The following is an 18389-nucleotide window of genomic DNA, read 5'->3' as shown; positions in this document are numbered from 1 at the left end:
TGATATCCTTATCAAAAAAATCTTGCGACAAGTATAGTCGCTGGCTCGAACTTGTCCTAAGTCCACATATGCTGAGGGGATTTAACCTTGCAGCATAGATAAGGCAATGATTGTAAAATAACCAGCGAGATAGTTTCAACCATCTCGCTGATTTGGCAGAAAATGCTGAAAAAAGTCGGGGTTAAGCGACCGCGTTAACGCCGCTACGAGCCAGTTCGCCCAAGTCTTTATCGATGAAGAATAAGAGCTTACTGTCGTTTTCCACCAGCGCAATCTTATCCAGAATGCCTTTGAACAGCTTCTCTTCTTCGTGCTGCTCAGCCACATACCACTGCAGGAAGTTAAAGGTTGAGTAATCCTGAGCGGTGAAGGCGGTATGAGCCAGTTGGTTGATCTTCTCGGTGATCAGTTGCTCATGGCTATAGATCTCCTCAAACATCTGCTGCATCGACTCGAAGTTATGCGGTGGCGCTTCGATAGAGCCCAGTACCGGTAGGGCGCCGGTCTCGCTGACATAGTTGAACAGCTTGTTCATATGCTGCATCTCTTCATCGGCGTGTCCGCGTAGGAAAAGCGCTGCGCCTTCAAAGCCCTTGTCTTCACACCAGGCGCTCATTTGCAGATAAAGGTTGGAGGAGTAGAACTCGAGGTTGATTTGATTGTTCAGGCAATCGACCATGGCTTGTGCCAGCATTGTTACTTCCTTATTAAGTTGCTTGCCTTGATAGATGCCAGAGCTGTTGCAAAAAAGCAAACACTAACAACCTAAAATTAACCTAAATCAACAAATTGCAGCACTGAGCTTGGTAAATGTAGCGGGTAACAATGGGAGGAGTTTGGGAAGAGCACACAACCTTGGACAGGCTGCGTGCTGAAGTAATGATTTAGGCTTCTGCCAACTTAGGATTCGGACCGAAGCGGTTGTCTTCCTTGCTGTCTAGTAGTGTGAACACCAACAGCACAATGATGCCGACAATCGGTACAAAGCCAATCAGTATCCACCAACCCGAGCGATCGGTGTCGTGCAAGCGGCGCACTGAAACCGCAATGCTTGGGATTAGCACCGCTAAGCTATAAATAATGCCGAGAAATGCGGTGCCTAGCACACCATCAACCACTCCTAAAACAACGCTGGCGATAATGTTAAACAGCGCAAACATCCAGTACTCTTTGCGGCGGGCGCGGCCCGAAAATACAGCGTACTTCTTAAGTACGGTTAGGTACCATTCCATTTTTTCTCCTTAAACGATATGGAAGTTATCAAAGCAATTTGCCAACGATAATCAGCTAGCCCGAAGCGGTATAGCGTTCCCTTCGGTTTTCAATCCTGGCCTATTTTATCCGCCTTTATATCGTTTAACCATCTGAATTAATTAGCTAAAATTAAATATTTTGTTGGCTTGCGATAAAGGCCTGCCTATAAATTAGCCGAGCAAGGCTCGCTTGCTCGGCAGTTATCGGTTTATTACTCCCCGAGTTGGTAGATGCCAACCCCATAGGCCGGTTGGTTGATGGACAGTATGCCGCTTGCATTGGTGCTTAAGCCGTCTTGACCAAAGCCCGACAGGGCTAGCAGCGCAGTGTTCGCTTGGCCCAGTTCAAGCGACAGGCTCTGTGCGCTACTACCATAGTTGAGCACAACCAGTACCTGTTGTTGCTCATGAACCCGCAAGAACGCAAGGCTGTTCCCCGAGTGGGACAGTAGTTGCAGTTCGCCATAGCGCAAAGCAGGGCTTTGCTTGCGCAGTTGGATCAGCGCTTTGTAGTGGCTGTGCAGCGATTCCGGATCGCCGATTTGATCGGCAACGTTAAACTCAGCCCGGTTGCTGGCTGGCTCGCGGAACAGCGATTCTGACTCGCTAAAGCCGCCTTCTGCGGTCCAACTCATAGGGGTACGCAGGCCCCAATCTCCGCCTTGGCTGTTGTGACCCATACCGATCTCTTCGCCATAGTAGATGAATGGTTGGCCGGGCAGGGTTAACAAGCTGGCGCTGGCCAGTTTGTAGCGCTCTATATCGCCGTCAAGCTGCTCATATACCCGGTCTCCCGCGAAGGCATCGTGGTTAGAGAGCAACAGCCCCATTCGAGATAGCGATGGCGACTGTAACCAGCTGATGAGCGATTGGGAGAAGGGCCCACCATTTTTTGCTGCCGCCATCAGCTCGGCATTCAGGTAGAACGCAAAGGCCGAACCGCAGGCGTCATCTTGCGCCGCGGCGATGGAGGCGGAGGAGTCCTCACACAGCATATAGCGGTTTTGATAGTCTTCTCTGACTACCTGCTTGACGGCAAACATCACGTCTTGGTTCTCGGGTTGTCCGAATTGCCCATCGCCGGGGCCGTTCTCCACCAAGTGGCTGGTGGCGTCGAAGCGGAAGCCATCGACACCGGCATTCAGCCAGTAACGGAGGTTGTTGTGATGAAAATCGACCACCTGAGAATTACGGAAGTTAAATTCCGGCATGTTTGATTGGAACCAGCCGTAGTAGTAACCGCTTTGCCCCGGATGCCAAGGGTTGGGCGAATACCATGGGCCGCCCCAGTTGGTGGGCTGGGTGTTGCGCCACACATACCAGTCTCGTTTGTTCCCGGCGTTGTTATCGGAGTCGATAAACACCGGATGCTGTCCCGAACTATGGTTGAGCACGTAATCGATGATAATCCCGATACCGCGCTGGTGGGCTTCGCTGATTAAGCGATCGAAATCCTCGCGGCTGCCGAAGTCGCGTTCGATCGCCCGATAGTCGGTGACCTCGTAGCCATGGTCATTGTCGGAACTCTGATTGATTGGCAACAACCAGATCCCGCCGATGCCGAGATCTTGTAGGTAGTCGAGTTGCTCAATCAGGCCGTTGATATCGCCGATCCCATCCCCGCTGCTGTCCTTGTAGCCGCGAACGTAGATCTCCATAAAGGTGGCACCTTGGTACCAGTTGGCGGGCATACCGGGTTGGTCATCAACGGCTACCGCGCTCATATCGACCAGGTTTTCGGCTTCACCTTCCACGAAGGGCGGTTCTTCTCCCCCGCTGCTGCTACCGCCGCAGCCAACCAGAGTTGCCAAAAGCAACCCCGCAATTCCTTGTTTGCTTGTATTCATAACGCTTCCTTTCCCATTTAATAGTTTTTGTATAAAGCGCTGATATTTTAACCATTTAGGGATAATGGCTAACAAGTTAATTATCGGTAATTGTGCATTGAGTCACTAAAGGTGTGGCGTGTGAGTCAAGGTCGTGGGAGAGCAGATAAGAGGAAGAAAGCTAGCGGAGGGTAAATGAGAAAGAGGGCTAACCGAAAAGAGCGGGAAGCCCCGCTCTTTTTCTACCAATGATGGCGACTTACCACTCGCCGGTGTTTTGCATGCTGGCCCACGGTTCTTGTGGTGCCAGCTTGTCACCTTTTTGCAGTAACTCCACTGAGACACCATCGGGAGAGCGTACAAAGGCCATGTAGCCATCGCGTGGTGGGCGGTTGATCACGACACCATTATCCTGCAGGTGTTGGCAGGCGGCATAGATGTCTTCGACCTGAATGGCGATATGGCCGAAGTTGCGACCACCGGTGTAGGTCTCGCTTTCGCCGTTTTCATCGGGCCAGTTGTAGGTCAGCTCAAGGCAGGGCGCTTTTTCAACTTTGGCGCGCTCGTAATCTTCCGGGGCTGCCAGGAAGATCAGGCTGAAGCGACCACTTTCGTAATCATCGCGGGTCACCAGTTTAAAGCCCAGCAGGTCGCAGTAGAAATGCAGCGACGCATCAACGTCTTTAACGCGTACCATGGTGTGTAAAAATTTCATTGTTTCTTCCTAATTTAAGTCGTTAGGTCTTGGTTGTTTGGGTAGTTCGTTGTGTTGATTTAGCCTTGGGTAATCACCAAGTCAGAGCGCGGTTTACAACTGCACGCTAACACAAAGCCGTCTTGTTTATCTTGTTCGCTCAATCCGCTGTCTTCGATCACTTTCACCTCACCGGACTCGAGCTTGACCCGGCAAGCGCCGCAGAAACCGCCGCGGCAGGAGTAGGGCAGGTTGATACCGGCATCTTCTGCTTGCTCGAGCAAGGTTTGCTGGTCGTTGCCATGCACATAGCTGTCCCAGGAATCGAACAGGATGTTGTGCGCGGTGGCCGGGGTATCGCTGGCGGCTTGTTCATCGCGATGGCCAAAGCTCTCCTCAAAGTAATCACTCTCGTGCAGTCCGAGTGCCAGAAGCTGTTCCTTGGCGCTTTGCATAAAGGCCTGCGGCCCACAAACAAATACGCTGTGCTGCTCAAGCTCGGCCACATCCAGCAACATGCCGCGATTGAGGCGGCCGGTATAGCCCTGCCAGTCGCTGGGCGCTTCACGGCTTAGAGTGTAGCGAACATCGATATTATCGAAGGTGTTCAGATAGTCGAGTTCGGCGCGATTAATCAGATCTTGCTCGCTGTGGGCGGAGTGCAAGAAGATCACCTGGTAGGGTAGGCGCTGGTCAACGATATTGCGCAGCATCGACAACATCGGGGTGATGCCGCTACCGGCGCTGAGCAATAGCAGTTGTGGCTGGCTGGCACACTCGAGGTAGAAATCACCTGCCGGCGGTAGCGTCTTAAGGTGCATGCCCGCTTTCATATTATCTAGTAGCCAATTAGACACCTTGCCGCCCTCAACCCGCTTGATGGTGAGTTCCAACAGCCCTTGGCGGCTGGGGCTGGATGACAGCGTATAGTTGCGATGCACCGGGTGACCGTCGATCTCCACCTCTATCGGCAGGTATTGCCCGGCCAGGTAATGACAGCGCAAGCCATCGGGCAGCGCCAGCAAGATACGCGATACATCGTGGGTGACCGGCTCTACCGCCACACACTCGAGGGTTTGCTGGCCGCTTTGCCACATCCCGCTGCTGGGCGGCTGGGCGCCGGGGCGTTTCGGGGCATGGTCGGGGTAGGCTTCGCCCTGTTGGGTCTCTAGCACCTCGATAGGGTCATACAGGCTGATCTTGCCTTTGTTCAGGGCAACCATATTCTGGCCGAAGTAGAGCTCGCCATCGGCGCCTTTGCGATAGTTGGCCAGAGTGCGTAGCGGTTCGTTCAGCTCGTTGTATTGGCCAGTCTCGGGGTCGAGGGTGGTGAACACGCAGCGTGAGCAGGGCTTGGTAATCTCAAACTCCACCTCACCGACACGAATGCGCTTCCAGTTATCCTCCGCAAAGGGCTCGGTGCCCTTGACCACGATATTGGGGCGAAACTGGCTCATTAGAATGTGATCGCTGGCGCGCTGATTAAGATCATCAAGCGATGCCTGAGAGATAAGTAGCAGCGGATAGCCATCGGCGAAGGCCACTTGGCTGTCGCGGCGCTTCACCTTGCGCTCGCTGTGTTTGCCGAAAAACAGCAGTTGGCAGTCCACGCCCAAATAGTCGCTAAACCACTCGTCATAGTCGCTGCTACAGTGCTGCGCATCGATGGTAGATGACCACACCTGAACCTGGTTATAGCGGGCGCTGAAGTGGTGATACTCCACATCCAAAGGTGGCATATCGGGGGCGCGCAGGTGCAGGCCATCTTGCACTAAGGCGCAGTGGATCTGATTCAAACGGGGATGGGTGCGAGCGGTGAGAAACTTGCCTTCAGGGGTGGCAACCACAAAGCGGCGGTCGAAGGCCAAACCGTGCTCTTCCACGAGAGCGTGGTTCAGGTGCAGGCCGGTACAGGATTTTATCGGGTAAACACTGAGTTGACTGATTCTAGCTGTATTCACACGCAGTCCTTTGTATTTAAAGTGTTAGCCCGATTGTACTGAGGCTACTCCCTGAGAGCCAGCTTTGAACCATGAAGTTAGTGAGTCAGAAATAAATAAAGCCGATACAACAGCCTTGCGGCGAGCGAAATTGCTGCTTTTTTGATAGGCTAGGCCAACTGTATAGCTCGCCAAGGACGGAACCGTTGGATATCAAAGCGCTTTTCTCGCACCACCTCAGCCAGTTACAGATCATTGTTGAAAAGACCCCCGAGTCCTCGTTTGAGCAGGCCTTATGTGCAGATATGCTCAATCTGGCGATGCACGCCAAGATCGCAGCAAACTTTGCCATTCGCGGCTATGCCCCCTTGGTGGGGATCGAGCCGGTATTGGTGGAGACCGATAGCAATGATAAAGCCGCGGTGTTGGCGCATATCGAGCAGATCATTGGCTGGCTTGAGCAAGCGCCAGATAAAGAGCAACTCTCCGCGCAGCGTGCCCACACCGAGCGACTCGGCTTCGCTACCGCCGAGTTGGCTGAGCCACAGTTTATCCATCAACTTGTCCTGCCTAACCTGCTATTCCATATGGCGATGGTCTACGCGATTGCCCGCAGCCATGACGTGCCGCTCAGCAAGGGCGACTTCGATGGCCTGCACTCCTATCCGGCGGGGTTTAGCTTCGTTGAACCCTAACTAATCGACACCAGCATTACGGGCGCAGGCGCTTTAAACTCTACGACAGAACTCGACGCTTGGCCTAAGCACTAATCAGCGCTACAATAATACTGTTTATATATACAGGTTTAGTGAGCAGGTTGTCGTTTAGCCCATGCGAAAGATTATTCATGTCGACATGGATTGTTTTTATGCTGCCATTGAGATGCGGGATAACCCGACATTGTATGGCAAGCCCGTTGCCATTGGCGGCCTCGCCAGTGGCCGCGGTGTGCTGTCGACCTGTAACTACGAAGCTCGCAAGTTTGGTCTGCGCTCGGCCATGCCGACGGTACAAGCCCTCAAGTTATGCCCCCATGTGATCTTGCTGCCGGGGCGCATCGACTATTACAAGCAGATCAGCGCCCAGATCCAGGCGATCTTCCATCACTACACCGACAAGGTTGAGCCCCTGTCGTTGGATGAAGCCTACCTGGATGTCAGCGACAGCCCGCACTGCTCCGGCTCTGCCACCTTGATTGCCGAGCAGATCCGACAAGATATCTTCAAAGAGACTGGCCTGACCGCCTCGGCAGGGGTTGCGCCGATTAAGTTTCTGGCCAAGATCGCCTCTGATCTGAATAAGCCCAATGGCATGGCGGTGATCCGCCCCGAGCAGATGGCAGAGTTTATCCATAGCATGCCTCTGGAGAAGATACCCGGCGTGGGTAAGGTTAGCATCGAGCGCCTGCATGCGGCCGACTTGTTTACCGGCGCCGATGTGCTGGCCGCTGACCCCGCTGAGCTGGAAAGAGACTTCGGCAAACTGGGTAAGAGTTTATGGAAGCGCTGCCAGGGCATTGATGAGCGCGAAGTGAGTGCTCACCGAGAGCGTAAGTCGGTGGGGGTAGAGCGCACCTTTAGTGGCGATATCACCAACCGTGAGGTGTTGGAGCAGCGCTTACTTGGCTTACTGCCCGAGCTGGAGCGGCGCAGCGCTAAGCACCTAAAAACCGCTGCCATGAACAAGCTTGGGGTAAAGGTGAAGTTTGCCGACTTCCAGCTCACCACTAAGGAGCAGCAGGCGCGCGATATCGACCAGTCTTTGCTATTGGCGCTGTTCGATGAAGCGCTCAGTCGTGGCCACGGTAAAGCGGTGCGGCTGATTGGGGTGCACATCGGCTTAGAGCACGATCAAAAAAGCCAGCTTACGCAGCTGGCTCTTCCTTTAGCTAACTAGTAGCGAGCTAATAGCAAACTAGTTTCACACTCATATCGCTGTAAGACTAAGTACTCACTTAGCCTTTGGTAGGCGTGTTGGCTAGCACCGCTTTCATCAGCTCCCAGTATTTCTCCACTGAGGCGATGTTAACCTTCTCGTCGGGGCTATGCGGGAACTTAATGGTTGGGCCAAACGAAGCCATGTCCCACTCTGGGTAGGCAGCTTTGAACAGGCCACACTCAAGCCCGGCGTGGATCACCATGGTGTTGGGGTGCTTATCAAACAGCTGCTGGTAGCTTTGCTCAATCACGGTTTTTAGTGCTGAGTTTGGATCGGGCTTCCAACCAGGGTAGGCACCGCTGTGATCCACTTCGGCACCGGCCAGCTTGAACAGCGACGCCAGGCTTGATTCCACCATCAGGCGGCCTGAATCTACCAGTGAGCGAACCAGGATTTGCAGCTTGATGTTGCCCGTTTCATCGGCGCGGATAACACCCACGTTTAGCGAGGTCTCTACCACGCCTTCGATGTCTTGACTCATGCTGATCACGCCATTAATACAGGCGTTCAGGCTGGCAATCAGCTTATCGCTCATCGCCGGGCTCATTACCTGTGCAGGTGCTGCGCTTTCAAGCAGCTCAATGCTGAGGGTATCTTCTACGCGGGCGTACTCTGCGGTGATCGCGGCGATCTCGCTATCCAGTAGCGCCTTGGCTGCTGTTACATCGGCTAACTGGATCTGCGCTTTGGCTTCACGCGGGATGGCGTTGCGCAGGCTGCCACCTTCGATAGTGGCCAATGACAGGCCATTAGTTTGTTGTAGCTTGGCCAGCAGGCGGGCCAGTAACTTGTTGGCGTTGGCACGACCTGTGTGGATATCACAGCCAGAGTGGCCGCCTTTCAGGCCCTTGATCACCAGCTCAAAGCTGGCGGCATCGCTGGCATCGATATAGTCAGCGGCAAAGGTCACGTTGGTGTCGCCGCCACCGGCGCAGCCCATGTATACCTCGCCTTCTTGCTCTGAGTCGGTGTTGAGCAGCAGCTTGCCTTCGAGCAGGCCGGGCTTGAGGCCGAATGCGCCGTCCATGCCGGCTTCTTCATTAATGGTCAGCAGCGCTTCCAGTGGGCCGTGCGCAATATCATCGCTGGCCAGCACCGCCAGAATCGATGCGGCGCCAATGCCGTTATCGGCACCCAGGGTGGTGCCTTCGGCGGTCACCCACTCGCCGTCGATGTAGGGGCGGATCGGGTCGCTGGTGAAATCATGCTGAGTATCGCTGTTGGCCTGCGGCACCATGTCCAGGTGGGCCTGTAGGATTACGCCTTCACGGTCTTCCATCCCTGCGGTGGCAGGTTTACGGATGATCACGTTACTCACTTCATCCAGTTGCACGTCCAGGCCTTGCTCGTTGGCCCAGCTCACCACCCAGTCAATCAGGGCTTGCTCGTGGTATGAAGGGTGGGGAATGGCGCAGATTTGGTCGAAAAACTGCCACAGTGCGTTTGGCTTCAATTCAGAAATCGATGACACGATTGTTCCTCTCGGTCTTTAATATCCAGTCAATTCTAACCCGAATTGACTGGGAACTTGAATTTATCTCTATTAGTTGACCAAATCAGGACTACTTTTTAAAACAAAAATCCATAAACTGGCATTGGGGTTGTGGATAAATGCATTTATTTATCAATGAGATATCAAGCTTTCATGTAACGAAGTTGTAGTATTTGACCTAGATCTAAAGCTCAAATTCTGTACACTGAATTTTGTGGCAATTTGCAGTTCGAATCATATAATGCCCGCGGTGCTGTGGGGCTTTTACCAGCAGGGAAAAAGCACAGCGTAGTTAAGCCCCCGGTTAACTAAAGCTCGCCTAGGAAAATACACAAACATGTTAGAAAAACTCTTTCAACTGAAGGACCACGGTACCGACGTGCGTACCGAGGTGATTGCAGGTTTAACCACCTTCCTCACCATGGCCTACATTATCTTCGTGAACCCCAGCATGCTATCAGCGACCGGCATGGATCAGGGCGCAGTATTTGTTGCGACCTGTTTAGCTGCAGCGATCGGCTGTTATGTGATGGGTTTCTACGCAAACTATCCAATCGCCCAAGCACCGGGTATGGGTCTTAATGCCTTCTTCACCTACGGTGTAGTGCTGGGCATGGGACACACTTGGGAAGTGGCGCTGGGTGCGGTGTTCATCTCAGGTACCATCTTTATGGCACTGAGCCTGTTTAAGGTGCGTGAGTGGATCATCAACTCGATTCCACAAACCCTTCGCGTGGGTATCGGCGCTGGTATCGGTCTATTCTTGGGCTTCATCGCCCTGAAAAATGCCGGCATCATCGTCGATAACCCAGCCACTTTGGTAAGTTTGGGGCACGAGAATGTTCCTCAGATGCTGCTGGCTACTTTGGGCTTCTTCCTGATCATTGGTCTGGAATACCGCAAAGTAAAAGGTGGGGTGCTGATCTCCATCTTGGCAATTACTGTGCTGTCGATTGCGCTGGGCTATGTTGAGTTCGGCGGTATCGTGTCTATGCCGCCAAACCCTGCACCGACCTTCCTGAAGCTGGATATCGCTGGTGCCTTCGACGTTACCATGGTAAGCGTTATCTTCGCCTTCCTGTTCGTTGATTTGTTCGACACCGCTGGCACCCTGACTGCGGTTGCTCAGCGCGGTAACCTGCTGGACGAAAACGGCAAGCTGCCACGCCTGAGCAAGGCGCTGATGGCCGATGCAACCGCAACCATCTCTGGTGCGGCGCTGGGTACCTCAAGCACTACCTCGTACATCGAAAGTGGCGCGGGTGTGGAAGAAGGTGGCCGTACCGGTCTGACCGCGGTAGTTGTAGGTACCTTGTTCCTGGCTGCGCTGTTCTTGGCGCCTCTGGCAGGCATGGTTCCAGCTTACGCCACCGCTGGCGCACTGTTCTACGTATGTGTGCTGATGATGTCGGGCCTTATCAATGTCGATTGGACTGACCTGACTGAAGCGGCGCCTGCTGCGGTTGTTGCGATTATGATGCCGCTGTCATTCTCCATCGCCGACGGTATCGCGCTAGGCTTTATCTCATATGCTGCAATTAAGTTACTGGCTGGTCGTCATCGTGACGTTCCGGTTAGCGTTTGGGTACTGGCTGTAGTATTTGTGTTGAAGTTTCTGTTCTTCTAAAAAGAAACTGAATTTCTGTTGATAAAAGCCATTCCTCGGAATGGCTTTTTTGTTTATATTGGCCGAACGCAATAAGTACAAGTAGGACGTAGTGTGTCGGAAAATCTTTCTGAGAGCTTATTTAAGCCACGCGTAACCGTAAAAGAAACCTCTACGATTTCCAATTCGAAAGCCCGCCAACTAAAAGCTGAGACTCAAGATGATGGCCGGCCCTGGTACCGTATCCAACGGCCGTGGTTATGGCAATGGATGGGTATGTCCTGGATTGATATCCAATCGGTGTTCTCCCGTATCTCCGCCTGTGACAAGCCGCGAACCAGCGAGATGTTGGATACCGTAGGCGGCTATCAACCCGGCAGCTGGAGCTTCGAGTTTATGAAGCTGTCGTCATCGTCAGCCAGCATGGCCAAGGCCTTCGCTGAAGCCCACGATGAGCCACAAGCCCATAAGCAGTACCTGATGGCGAGCTACTACGCCACCATGGCAGGCTTCCCGCACTTTAAGGGCGATCAGATCGCCACCGCGACCCATGCCTTGTCCTATACCCACCTGCTAAGCGCGGTGGACCACAGCCCGTATCTGGTGAAAAAGCTCAACATCCCGGTGGATAACCGGCACATTGAGTGTTACCTGCACCTGCCCGATGATGACAGCCCGAAACCACTGGTGATTGTCAGTGGCGGTATCGACAGTATCCAGCCTGAGCTGTATCCCATCTTCCAGCACTACTTCGCGAAAGCCGGTTTTGCCATGCTGAGTGTCGATCTGCCTGGGGTGGGGCACAGCACCCAGTGGTGTTTGCAGCAAGACAGCAGCCACATCCATATGGCGATCTTGGATCATCTGGAAGATGTGCCATGGGTGGACCACACCCGGGTGGCGGTACTGGGCTACCGATTTGCTGGTAACATTGCCGCGCGGATGGCCTTTTTAGCGCCAGAACGCTTAAAAGCCGCGGCGATTCTAGCCGGGCCGGTGGACCGCATCTTTAGCGATATCAATCGGATGAAGGCCTTGCCGCAGATGTATCGGGATTGTTTGGCCAACCGCTTAGGCATCGATAGTGCCGACCCCGAAGCGCTGTTCTATAAGTGCTTGCCCTTGTCTTTGAAAACCCAAGGCTTGCTGGGGGCGATGCATACTCGTTTGCCGCTGTTTGTGCTGGGGCGGGGCGGCGACTACCTCTGTCCGGCGGAAGATCTTAACTTGTTATCTCATGCCTCTAGCGACTGCACGGTGAAGGTGATGGACTCGATTGCGGAGAATCACGCCTTTAATAGCATCTTCGCAGATGTGACCAAGTGGCTGCAAAAGCATTTGTGATTTAATTTTAATCGGGTCATTATAGTTCTTAGGTTGCGCAAGTTGTTGGTTCGTAAGGTGCTAAAAGACAGCCTTTCAATAAGCACTGACAACTGCCGCAACCCTAAGCTATGAAGGATATCTAGCAGTTGATTTACCATTTGGGAGGGTAAACAAACATGGATGTAAAATGGCCAACTCACGGCAAACTGGTAAAGAAGTTTACCGAGCTTGGACCTTACCTGCGCGGAGAGCAGAGTAGCAAGGAATGCTATTTCTTCGATTGTCTGGCCGCCTGTGTAAGTGCCAAACCTGCAGCTGAAGTCAGAGAGTTCTACGGTTGGTGGATGCAGCTAGTTGTGACCGAACAAGGCTTCGAGTACAACTATACTTGGGGCATCTACAACGAGAAAGGTGATTGGGATGAGTGCGCTATCCCGAAGAAACATCAAGAAGAAGTGACCAAGTCACTGGATGTGTTTTACCAAAAGCTGCTTAATCTGTTAGACGAACTTTCCTTGCCCATCGAAGCATCGGCTTCGCTTTCGCCGAGTCAAGCACTCCCGGCAGCCTAAATACCACATTTCGTTTTAATTGGGCGCAGCTATTGGATGCGCCCACCTTCAATATTCAGTTAGAATAAGCCCCTTTGATTGGCTCAGTACATGCGGTGAAAATGTCAAAGCAAACAATCGTTGTTAAATTGGGTACCAGTGTACTCACTGGCGGCACCTCCAAATTAGATCGTGCCCATATGATTGAACTGGTGCGCCAGTTCGCCCTGTTGCGCAAAGCAGGACACCAGTTGGTGGTGGTGAGCTCGGGCGCACAGGCGGCCGGTCGTGAACACCTGTCGCACAAACTCGGCGCTATCTCGCCGACTATGGCGAACAAGCAGATGCTGGCGGCAGTAGGCCAGATCCAACTGTTCCAGACCTGGGAAAACCTGTTCAATATCTACGGCCTGCACGTTGGCCAGATGTTGCTGACTCGCGCCGATATGGAAGATCGCGAGCGCTTCTTAAATGCCCGCGACACGCTCAAAGCGCTGCTTGATCACGGCATTGTGCCGGTGATCAACGAGAATGATGCGGTTGCCACCGCTGAGATTAAGGTGGGTGATAACGACAACTTGTCGGCACTGGCGGCGATTCTGGCCGAAGCCGATAAACTGGTGCTGCTGACCGATCAGCCGGGACTGTTCACCGCAGATCCCCGCTCTAACCCCGACGCCAAGCTTATTGAAGAAGTGCAAGAGATTGATGAGTCAATCAAAGCGCTGGCCGGTGATAGCGTAAGCGGCTTGGGCACTGGCGGCATGGCCACCAAGCTACAGGCGGCCGATATTGCGCGCCGTGCTGGCGTTGAGGTGGTGATTGCTGCCGGCCACGCCGAGCAGGCGGTGACCAAAGCGGCTGCCGGTGAGAATGTCGGCACCCGTTTTCGCGCCACCCAAACCCCGCTGGAGAATCGCAAGCGCTGGTTGTTGGCCGGTCCCCCTCCACAAGGCGAGCTGGTACTCGACGCCGGTGCTTGCCGAGCGGTGGTGGAGCGTGGCTCCAGCTTGCTGCCAAAAGGCGTGGTTGCGGCGCGTGGCAGCTTTTACCGTGGCGATGTGGTGCGCCTGACCAATGAGAATGGTCAAGAGATTGCCCGCGGCATCTGTCGCTACCAGTATCAAGATATTGATAGAATCAAAGGCCTACACTCGGAGCAGATCGAAGCTGTTCTCGGCTATGTGTATGGGCCAGTTGCGGTGCACCGTGACGACTTAGTGTTGAAATAGGAAGCAACATGGATATGCAAATTTTGGGGCAACAAGCCCAGCAAGCCAGCTTTGAGCTGGCAACCGCCTCAACGGCGCAGAAAAACGCCGCGCTGCTTGCCATCGCCGATGAGCTGGAAGCGCGCGAAGCGGAAATCTTAGCCGCCAATGCCAACGACTTGGCCGCCGCGCGTGAAGCCGGTATTGGCGAAGCGATGCTCGATCGCCTTACCCTCTACCCCGAGCGCTTGGCCGGTATTGCCAGCGATGTGCGCAATGTAGTGAACCTTAACGACCCGGTTGGCAGCGAGATTGATTGCCGCGTGCTGGAAAACGGCATGCGCCTTTCACGTCGCCGCGTACCACTGGGTGTAGTGGGGGTTATCTACGAAGCCCGCCCTAACGTGACCATCGATATCGCAGCGCTGTGCTTGAAGACCGGTAATGCCAGCATCTTGCGTGGCGGTAAAGAGACCTTCCAATCGAATATGGCTCTGGTGGCAGTGATCCAAGCGGCGCTGGAGAAATCTGGCCTGCCTGCTCATTCGGTGCAGTATATCGCCAAGCCTGACCGCGAGCTGGTGGCTCAGCTACTCAAGCTCGACCAATATGTCGATATGATCATTCCTCGCGGTGGCGCGGGCCTGCACAAGATGTGTCAGGAGAACAGCACCATTCCAGTGATCATCGGCGGCTTTGGTATCAGCCATGTGTATGTCGATGACAGTGTTGACGTGGACAAAGCCCTAGATGTGATTGAGAACTCCAAGGTACAACGCCCTTCAGCCTGTAATGCATTGGACACCTTGCTGGTGGATCAAGCGGTGGCCGATAGCCTGCTACCTAAGCTGGTTGAGCGGATGAACCAAGCCAAGGTTAGCCTGGTGGCCGACGCCAGCGCCTATGCGGGCCTAAGCGGCGCTGCTGAGTTGCGCGAAGCCGCCGACGGCGATTTCGATACCGAGTGGCTGAGTTTCACCCTTGGGGTGAAGGTGGTTGCCGATGTGGACGAAGCCATCGCCCATATGCGCGAGCATAACGCCAGCCATTCCGATGCTATCCTGAGCTATCGTATGCCAGCCATCGAGAAGTTTGTTAATGCAGCTGGTTCGGCGGCGGTGTATGTGAATGCATCTACCCGCTTTACCGATGGTGCACAGTTTGGTTTGGGCGCCGAAGTGGCGGTGTCGACCCAAAAGCTGCATGCCCGTGGCCCAATGGGGCTGGAAGAGCTGACCAGTTACAAGTGGATTGGCGTGGCAGACATGCTGGTGCGCAGCTAAGCCACTCATAGTTAATGACTAATCATCAGGCCTCGCAATGCGGGGCCTTTTTTATGCGCGCTAGTCAGCGCTGCTCATTGGTAAAGCTGAATAGCTGGCCTATTTTGATAGATGTATTACTAAAGCTAAGGCGATCCCCTCGTCATTTCTTTTTTATCAGGGATGGATGCTTATGAGCACTGATGCTGTGATATCCAATATCAATAAACTACCGAAAATCAGAAAGATCGTTCAGGACCTCATCAATGGCTTCGATGATGATGAGCTTGACCTCGAATACATCGCCCAACAGATTTCCTTAGACCCGGTCATCTCCATCAAGGTATTGAGGCTAGCAAACACCGCGCGCTTTGGTGGGGCAAGGACCATCGCCTCGATGGACGAAGCAGTGGTGCGCTTGGGCTACAACACCGTGCGCACCTTGGTGATTGCCTCAGGCATGGCTAGCATGACCAAATCGATTCCCGGCTTTGACCTGAAGGCCTTTTGGACCAGAAGCTTTCAGGTGGCCACCATCAGCAAAGAGCTAGCACGGCCTGCCAAGCTTAACCCGGACGTGGCCTTTACCTGCGGCATGATGTACGACATAGGCAGTGTGCTGCTGGCCTACACCGAAGTTGAAACGCCCCATATCGATACCACGGGGGTGAGCAGCGCGCAGGTGGGGGCGACATTAGCGGAAACCTGGAACTTCCCCGATGATATCGTTAGCGCCATCGAGGCGCAGGGTAGCTCAGTCGGTAAAAACTCTCAGGGCTTCCCCGCCTTGGTGTACTTTTCAGCTGCGTTAGTGGATTGCCTGGCAACCGAACCGGATTGCGAGGAAAACGAAGAGCTGAACCGGCTGCTTGGTTCTATCTTGACCCTACGTTTGGGCGTAGCCCCGGATAAAGTGACAGAACAACTGCCAGATCTAATGACGGCTGGCGCTGAGTTTGCTTCATCCATTGCGGATTAGCCACAATAAGGGAGCAAAGCTTTGCTCCCTCTTGACTTGTAACAGTCTTCCTCGTTTTTATAACAATAAAGTCAATAAATCCTTCCTAGTCATAGCACTAGCATCTATGCTTTTGTTGAGCTTTGTGTTATTTGCAAGAAATGTAAGGAAGGGAGTCCTCCATGAATGCGCTTTCTATTCGCCAACGCCTGTTGTTGCTGATTGCTCTTGCTAGCATCTCAATTGTACTGGTGGCCGGTGTAACGCTACTTAATAAGAAACACGGAATGTTGGAGGAGCGTCAGCTCCAGATCAAAGTACTGGTGGAGACTGCCTACACCTTGGTCGAAAGCTTTGCAGAACAGGCCCGCCAAGGTCAGCTCTCTTCAGAAGAGGCCCAGCAACGCGCGCTCCAAGCCTTGGATGCGATGCGCTATGGCGACAATGGCTATTTCATGGTGTATAGCTTTAACTCCGAAATGGTCCATCACCCCATCGCCAAGCAACTGATCGGCAAAGACTTGAACGAACTTAAAGATGTTAACGGTGTGCATATTGTGCGTGATGCGGTGAATGCGGCGCGCCAAGGCGGCGGTTGGGTCGATTACTACTGGCCCAAGGCTGGCGAGGACAAAACCCCTTATCACAAGATCAGCTATTCACTGAGCTTCGATGAGTGGGGCTGGGTGCTGAACACTGGCCTTTATGTCGATGATGTTGAGCGCAGCTTTTGGCACGATGTGGTCTGGCTACTGCTAGGCGTGGTCATGCTCACCGGTGGTTTGATCGGCTTCTCTTTGGTGATTGCGTCCAGTATCGTCAGGCCGCTGCGCTACCTGTCGAACTCTCTCTCGCAAGCAGAAAGCGACCTCGATTTGTCGCTGCGCTATCCCCAAGACGGCCGCAATGAGATTGCCCGGGTCGGGGTGGCGCTAAACAACTTGATGAATGCCTTCTCCCAGACGCTGTCGGGTATCCACAACGGGGTGAAACAGCTCGATGATCAAGCCGACAAGCTGGCTGGGTTATCCAGCCATATCGTGCAGGCCTCCAATCGCCAGTCCGACGATACCAATACCATTGCCGCGTTGGTGGAGCAGTTCACCCAAAGCATCAACGTTATCTCGGATGACGCCAGCAAGATGACTGACCTGAGTAACCAGAATGGCGAGGAAGCTGAGAGCGGCTCTAAAAGCATGCATCAAACCTTGGTGGATATGCAGCAGATCTACCAAAGTGCCAAGGCATCCAGCGAGGCCATTACCGAGTTAGGTAAACACTCCAAAGAGATTGAAGGGGTGGTGAAGGTGATTAACGATGTGGCCGAGCAAACCAACCTGCTGGCGCTCAATGCCGCGATTGAGGCCGCAAGGGCGGGCGATCAGGGGCGTGGCTTTGCAGTGGTGGCTGAGCAGGTTAGGGCGCTGGCAGAGCGCACCTCAGAGTCGACCAAGCAGATTGCCCAAACCATCCGCTATGTGCACGAAGGTATCGATAACACCGTTACCCATATCAACAACAGCATGGGCTTTGTTGAGGAAAACATGCAGCAGACCGAGCAGGTAGAGCAAAAGGTCTCGCATATGCGGCAGCTATCCGAGCAGCTGGTGGCGATTATTCGAGAAGTGACCCATTCCCTGCAAGAGCAAACCTCAGCCAACATGGAGCTGGCAGACCGAGTCAGCCAGATCACGGCGATGGCGATGAACAACCACCAAAGCGCGGCAGAAGTGCAAGATACCGCACAGCAGGTGAACACTTTGGTGGATGATTTCTCCAGTTCTGTCGCGCGTTTCAAGCTGTTCTGAGGGCGTGGCCCAGTCTGGCTGGGTGGTTTTGATATAATCGGGGACAACAGATAAGGACGTCCCCATGATTATTCGCCTGGCAACTGAAAGTGATATTCCTGCGCTCACTCGGCTATTGGCTCAACTGTTTGAGCAAGAGGCTGAGTTTCATGTCGACCCGGAGCGCCAGCAACAGGGTCTTCAGTCAATCTTCCAACATAATACCGGTGAGGTATTGCTCGCTCTGGAAGGCGAGCAGGTGTTCGCTATGGTCAGCCTGCTGTATAACTTCTCCACTGCCTTAGGTGGGCGAGTGGCGACCTTGGAGGATATGGTGGTATCGAAGGCCTATCGCGGCCAAGGCATTGGCAGTGCCTTGTTGAAGGCGGCGATAGAGCAAGCGAAGTTTCGCCAGTGCGGGCGTGTAACCTTGCTGACCGATCACGACAACCACCCAGCTCAGCACGTCTATCAGCAACAGGGCTTTATCCGCTCATCCATGCAGGCATTTCGCCTGCCTCTCTAGCGGTGGCTTGTTCTCACTG

The 18389-nt window shown here is 53.7% G+C and carries 16 protein-coding genes; 10 read left to right on the top strand and 6 right to left on the bottom strand.

All coding sequences use genetic code 11. The features are described from left to right. Window positions 1–181: 181 nt before the first annotated feature. The 5 genes from ftnA to G461_RS0101135 all read right to left on the bottom strand — a co-directional run bounded on the left by ftnA (window position 182) and on the right by G461_RS0101135 (window position 5734). On the bottom strand, window positions 182–694 hold the full coding sequence (gene ftnA / locus G461_RS0101155) for a non-heme ferritin (protein ID WP_026957377.1): 513 nt from the start codon (window positions 692–694) through the stop codon (window positions 182–184). Between the two features lie 190 nt (window positions 695–884). Beyond that, complete coding sequence (locus tag G461_RS0101150) at window positions 885–1232, bottom strand: DUF805 domain-containing protein (RefSeq protein ID WP_026970430.1); 348 nt, start codon at window positions 1230–1232, stop codon at window positions 885–887. 233 nt (window positions 1233–1465) lie between these two features. Next, complete coding sequence (locus G461_RS0101145; protein WP_026970429.1) at window positions 1466–3100, bottom strand: alpha-amylase family glycosyl hydrolase; 1635 nt, start codon at window positions 3098–3100, stop codon at window positions 1466–1468. A 238-nt stretch (window positions 3101–3338) separates the two neighbouring features. After that, window positions 3339–3794 carry a lactoylglutathione lyase gene (gene gloA / locus G461_RS0101140; protein WP_026970428.1) on the bottom strand — a complete coding sequence of 152 codons (456 nt, stop codon included), beginning with the start codon at window positions 3792–3794 and terminating at the stop codon, window positions 3339–3341. Window positions 3795–3853: 59 nt separating this feature from the next. Continuing rightward, the gene (locus G461_RS0101135; RefSeq protein WP_026970427.1) at window positions 3854–5734 is read right to left on the bottom strand and encodes a hybrid-cluster NAD(P)-dependent oxidoreductase; all 1881 of its coding nucleotides are present in this window, start codon (window positions 5732–5734) and stop codon (window positions 3854–3856) included. Between the two features lie 185 nt (window positions 5735–5919). Between G461_RS0101135 and G461_RS0101130 the strand changes: the two genes are divergently transcribed. Together G461_RS0101130 and dinB are read left to right on the top strand one after the other, a co-directional pair. Next, complete coding sequence (locus tag G461_RS0101130; protein ID WP_051333262.1) at window positions 5920–6408, top strand: DUF1993 family protein; 489 nt, start codon at window positions 5920–5922, stop codon at window positions 6406–6408. A 136-nt stretch (window positions 6409–6544) separates the two neighbouring features. Continuing rightward, the gene (gene dinB / locus G461_RS0101125; protein ID WP_026970425.1) at window positions 6545–7609 is read left to right on the top strand and encodes a DNA polymerase IV; all 1065 of its coding nucleotides are present in this window, start codon (window positions 6545–6547) and stop codon (window positions 7607–7609) included. 58 nt (window positions 7610–7667) lie between these two features. On the opposite strand, the gene G461_RS0101120 is transcribed toward dinB, so the two are convergent. Continuing rightward, window positions 7668–9122, bottom strand: coding sequence for an aminoacyl-histidine dipeptidase (locus G461_RS0101120; protein ID WP_026970424.1), 1455 nt, complete (start codon window positions 9120–9122; stop codon window positions 7668–7670). A gap of 358 nt (window positions 9123–9480) precedes the next feature. Between G461_RS0101120 and G461_RS0101115 the strand changes: the two genes are divergently transcribed. The 8 genes from G461_RS0101115 to G461_RS0101080 all read left to right on the top strand — a co-directional run bounded on the left by G461_RS0101115 (window position 9481) and on the right by G461_RS0101080 (window position 18370). After that, a complete protein-coding gene (locus G461_RS0101115; protein ID WP_026970423.1) occupies window positions 9481–10770 on the top strand; it encodes an NCS2 family permease in 1290 nt (429 codons plus the stop codon). A gap of 93 nt (window positions 10771–10863) precedes the next feature. Beyond that, complete coding sequence (locus G461_RS22900; RefSeq protein ID WP_084428904.1) at window positions 10864–12093, top strand: alpha/beta fold hydrolase; 1230 nt, start codon at window positions 10864–10866, stop codon at window positions 12091–12093. Between the two features lie 158 nt (window positions 12094–12251). Continuing rightward, the gene (gene crl, locus G461_RS0101105; protein ID WP_026957369.1) at window positions 12252–12647 is read left to right on the top strand and encodes a sigma factor-binding protein Crl; all 396 of its coding nucleotides are present in this window, start codon (window positions 12252–12254) and stop codon (window positions 12645–12647) included. A 101-nt stretch (window positions 12648–12748) separates the two neighbouring features. Next, complete coding sequence (gene proB, locus G461_RS0101100) at window positions 12749–13858, top strand: glutamate 5-kinase (protein WP_026970422.1); 1110 nt, start codon at window positions 12749–12751, stop codon at window positions 13856–13858. Window positions 13859–13866: 8 nt separating this feature from the next. Further along, on the top strand, window positions 13867–15120 hold the full coding sequence (locus G461_RS0101095; RefSeq protein ID WP_026970421.1) for a glutamate-5-semialdehyde dehydrogenase: 1254 nt from the start codon (window positions 13867–13869) through the stop codon (window positions 15118–15120). A 172-nt stretch (window positions 15121–15292) separates the two neighbouring features. Continuing rightward, window positions 15293–16078, top strand: coding sequence for an HDOD domain-containing protein (locus G461_RS22895; RefSeq protein WP_051333260.1), 786 nt, complete (start codon window positions 15293–15295; stop codon window positions 16076–16078). 161 nt (window positions 16079–16239) lie between these two features. Further along, window positions 16240–17865, top strand: coding sequence for a methyl-accepting chemotaxis protein (locus G461_RS0101085; protein ID WP_026970420.1), 1626 nt, complete (start codon window positions 16240–16242; stop codon window positions 17863–17865). Window positions 17866–17929: 64 nt separating this feature from the next. Beyond that, window positions 17930–18370, top strand: coding sequence for a GNAT family N-acetyltransferase (locus G461_RS0101080; protein WP_026970419.1), 441 nt, complete (start codon window positions 17930–17932; stop codon window positions 18368–18370). Window positions 18371–18389: the final 19 nt, after the last annotated feature.

It is taken from the genome of Aliagarivorans marinus DSM 23064, assembly GCF_000429485.1.
Taxonomy (GTDB): Bacteria; Pseudomonadota; Gammaproteobacteria; order Enterobacterales; family Celerinatantimonadaceae; genus Aliagarivorans; species Aliagarivorans marinus.
Note: the sequence above shows the minus strand (reverse complement) of the source record. Positions and strands in the feature narration are given on the sequence as shown.

Coding starts and splice junctions, on each gene's coding strand:
- proB (WP_026970422.1), top strand. CDS start 12,749: ATGTCAAAGCAAACAATCGTTGTTAAATTGGGTACCAGTGTACTCACT.
- G461_RS0101095 (WP_026970421.1), top strand. CDS start 13,867: ATGGATATGCAAATTTTGGGGCAACAAGCCCAGCAAGCCAGCTTTGAG.
- crl (WP_026957369.1), top strand. CDS start 12,252: ATGGATGTAAAATGGCCAACTCACGGCAAACTGGTAAAGAAGTTTACC.
- ftnA (WP_026957377.1), bottom strand. CDS start 694: ATGCTGGCACAAGCCATGGTCGATTGCCTGAACAATCAAATCAACCTC.
- dinB (WP_026970425.1), top strand. CDS start 6,545: ATGCGAAAGATTATTCATGTCGACATGGATTGTTTTTATGCTGCCATT.
- G461_RS0101080 (WP_026970419.1), top strand. CDS start 17,930: ATGATTATTCGCCTGGCAACTGAAAGTGATATTCCTGCGCTCACTCGG.
- G461_RS0101150 (WP_026970430.1), bottom strand. CDS start 1,232: ATGGAATGGTACCTAACCGTACTTAAGAAGTACGCTGTATTTTCGGGC.
- G461_RS0101085 (WP_026970420.1), top strand. CDS start 16,240: ATGAATGCGCTTTCTATTCGCCAACGCCTGTTGTTGCTGATTGCTCTT.
- G461_RS22895 (WP_051333260.1), top strand. CDS start 15,293: ATGAGCACTGATGCTGTGATATCCAATATCAATAAACTACCGAAAATC.
- gloA (WP_026970428.1), bottom strand. CDS start 3,794: ATGAAATTTTTACACACCATGGTACGCGTTAAAGACGTTGATGCGTCG.
- G461_RS0101145 (WP_026970429.1), bottom strand. CDS start 3,100: ATGAATACAAGCAAACAAGGAATTGCGGGGTTGCTTTTGGCAACTCTG.
- G461_RS0101115 (WP_026970423.1), top strand. CDS start 9,481: ATGTTAGAAAAACTCTTTCAACTGAAGGACCACGGTACCGACGTGCGT.